Origin of the sequence: Nocardia farcinica (assembly GCF_029867845.1) — a bacterium.
GTDB classification, from domain to species: Bacteria; Actinomycetota; Actinomycetes; order Mycobacteriales; family Mycobacteriaceae; genus Nocardia; species Nocardia farcinica_A.
This window is the reverse complement of sequence record NZ_JARWRU010000878.1, coordinates 1-2727: the sequence shown is the minus strand read 5'-3', so window position 1 is coordinate 2727 and position 2727 is coordinate 1. Positions and strand designations below refer to the sequence as shown.

The following is a 2727-nucleotide window of genomic DNA, read 5'->3' as shown; positions in this document are numbered from 1 at the left end:
CGCGGGGGGCCGGCCCGCGGCCGGCGCGCGCACGCTGCGCTATCGCGGGGGCGGCCGCTACGCGCGCGGCGCGGCGCGGCGGGTCGACGCGGGCCACCTGCTCGGCGCGGGCCTGACCCTGGCCGCGGGCACCGCGGTGGGCTCGCTGCTGCTCGGCGCGCCGCCGCTGACCTCGGCGATCGTCGAGGTCACGCTACCGGTGCTCGGCACCATCAAACTGGTCACCGCGCTGTTCTTCGACCTCGGTGTCTATCTGATCGTGGTCGGCCTCGTCCTCGACGTGCTGCGCAGCCTCGGCGCCCGCCTCGACCTGGAACTGCCCGACCTGTCCTCCACCAGCCCGCGCAAGACGACCGCGACCGTCGCCGCCACTGTCGCCGCGGCCGCCGCCACCGGTGTGATCGCCAACGGCACCGGCCGCCGCACCGAGGGCGCGGCGAACGGCACGGGCGCCGAGGAGAAGGGCACGACGGACAACGGCACCCCTGGCAACAGCACCGCCGAGCACGGCACGACCGAGAAGGGCACAATCGAGAACGGCACCGCCGGGAACAGCACAACCGAGAACGGCACAGCCAACGGTCGCGCGGACAACGGAGTCGCCGGCACCGACAGCGACACGGAGGGCGCCCACCGATGAGTGCCAATCTCACGCTCCTGATCATCATCGGCGTGCTCACCGCGTGCGGGGTGTACCTGATCCTGGAACGCGCGGTCTCGCGCATGCTGCTGGGGATGATTTTGGTCGGCAATGCCGTCAACCTGCTCATCCTCACCTCGGGCGGGCCGAGCGGCGCGGCGCCCTTCCTCGGTTCCGGCGCCGAGACCGACGAGATGGCCGACCCGCTGGCCCAGGCGATGGTGCTCACCGCCATCGTCATCACCATGGGCCTGGCCGCCTTCGTGCTCGCCCTCGCCTACCGCTCGTACCAGCTGACCACCACCGACGACGTGCAGACCGACCAGGACGACGCGGAGATCGCCGCGCGTCGTGACGGTGAGGAGCCCGACCAGTGACCCTCTCCGCCGACCTCATCACCGTCCTGGCGCCGCTGCCGGTGCTGGTGCCGATGCTGGCCGCCGCACTGTGCCTGATCTTCGGCCGCAGCCCGCGCGTGCAGGGCACCGTCATGATCGTGGCCCTGGCCGCCATCGTGGTCATCGCGGGCATGCTGCTGTTCCTGGCCGACCGCGACGGCACCACCGCCCTGCAGGTGGGCGGCTGGGACACCCCGATCGGCATCACCCTGGTGGTGGACCGCCTCTCCTCGGGCATGCTGCTGGTCTCCTCGATCGTGCTGCTCGCCGTGGCCATCTACGGTGCGGGCCAGAACATCCGCGACGGCGACGACCGGCAGCCGACCTCGATCTACCGACCGAGCTACCTGGTCCTCACCGCGGGCATCGCGGTGGCCTTCCTCGCGGGCGACCTGTTCAATCTGTTCGTCGGCTTCGAGATCCTGCTGGCCGCCTCGTTCGTGCTGCTCACCGTCGGCGCGACCACCGAGCGCATCCGCGCGGGCATCGCCTACGTCATGGTGTCGATGCTGTCGTCGCTGATCTTCCTCATCGGCATCGCGCTGGTCTACGCGATCACCGGCACGGTCAATCTGGCCCAGCTGGCGGTGCGCCTGGAGACGGTGCCCGAGGGCGTGCGCACCGGCGCCTACGCGGTGCTGCTGGTCGCCTTCGCCATCAAGGCCGCCATGTTCCCGCTGTCGAACTGGCTGCCCGACTCCTACCCGAGCGCGCCCGCGCCGGTCACCGCGGTCTTCGCGGGCTTGCTGACCAAGGTCGGTGTCTACGCGATCATCCGCACCAACAGCCTGTTCTTCCCCGACGGCGCCTTCGACGACATCCTGATGGTCTGCGGCCTGCTCACCATGCTGGTCGGCATCCTCGGCGCCATCGCCCAGAACGACATCCGCCGCGTGCTGTCGTTCACCCTGGTCAGCCACATCGGCTACATGATCTTCGGTGTCGCGCTGTCCAGCGAGGCCGGCATGTCCGGCGCGGTGTACTACGTGGCCCACCACATCCTCGTGCAGACCGCGCTGTTCCTGGTGGCCGGTCTGATCGAGCGACAGGCGGGTTCCACCTCGCTACGCAGGCTCGGCGGCCTGGCGGCGGCCAGCCCGGTGCTCGGACTGCTGTACCTGGTGCCCGCGCTGAACCTCGGCGGCATCCCGCCGTTCTCCGGTTTCATCGGCAAGGCCGCGCTGTTGCAGGCGGGCACCGACGACGGCAGCGTGCTGGCCTGGGTGCTGGTCGCCGGATCGGTCGTCACCAGCCTGCTGACCCTGTACGTGGTTGCCCTGGTGTGGGCCAAGGCGTTCTGGCGGCCCCGCGCCGAGGCGCCCGAGGGCCACCTCGCCGCCGCCCGCCCGCCGACGCTGGTGGAGGACTCCACCGACGTGCTCTACGACGAGCGCGTCGACCCCGGCCGGATGCCCGCGCTGATGCTGGTGTCCACCGCGGGCCTGATCGCCGTCGGCCTGGCCATGACGGTGCTGGCCGGTCCCATCCTCGACATCGCCGACCGGGCCGCCGAGGAACTGCGCGATCCGGCGGTCTACACCGGCGCCGTGCTCGGCAGCCCGCAGGAGTACCGATGACCGAAGTCGACGCCATGACCTCCGCCGACCAGCCCTCGGCCCCCTGGTGGCGGATCACCCGCGAGCGCATGGTCCGCGTCGGCGTGCTGCTGTGGCTCGCCCTGGTCTACAC

General features: G+C 71.1%; 3 protein-coding genes. All 3 read left to right on the top strand.

Features of this window, described 5'->3' with window-relative positions; translation table 11 throughout:
• A partial coding sequence (locus QH283_RS19200; RefSeq protein ID WP_280504370.1) for an MnhB domain-containing protein occupies nucleotides 1-640 on the top strand: 640 nt, incomplete at its 5' end.
• The gene (locus QH283_RS19195; RefSeq protein ID WP_280504369.1) at nucleotides 637-1017 is read left to right on the top strand and encodes a Na(+)/H(+) antiporter subunit C; all 381 of its coding nucleotides are present in this window, start codon (nucleotides 637-639) and stop codon (nucleotides 1015-1017) included. The genes QH283_RS19200 and QH283_RS19195, both read left to right, overlap by 4 nt.
• Nucleotides 1014-2615 (top strand): Na+/H+ antiporter subunit D, encoded by a 1602-nt coding sequence (locus tag QH283_RS19190; RefSeq protein ID WP_280504368.1) that lies wholly within the window; start codon nucleotides 1014-1016, stop codon nucleotides 2613-2615. The genes QH283_RS19195 and QH283_RS19190 overlap by 4 nt, the downstream gene beginning before the upstream one ends.
• The last annotated feature ends 112 nt before the right edge of the window (nucleotides 2616-2727 follow it).

What these genes read in the sequence shown, in the direction of transcription:
- QH283_RS19195 (WP_280504369.1), top strand. Translation starts at nt 637, where the DNA reads ATGAGTGCCAATCTCACGCTCCTGATCATCATCGGCGTGCTCACCGCG.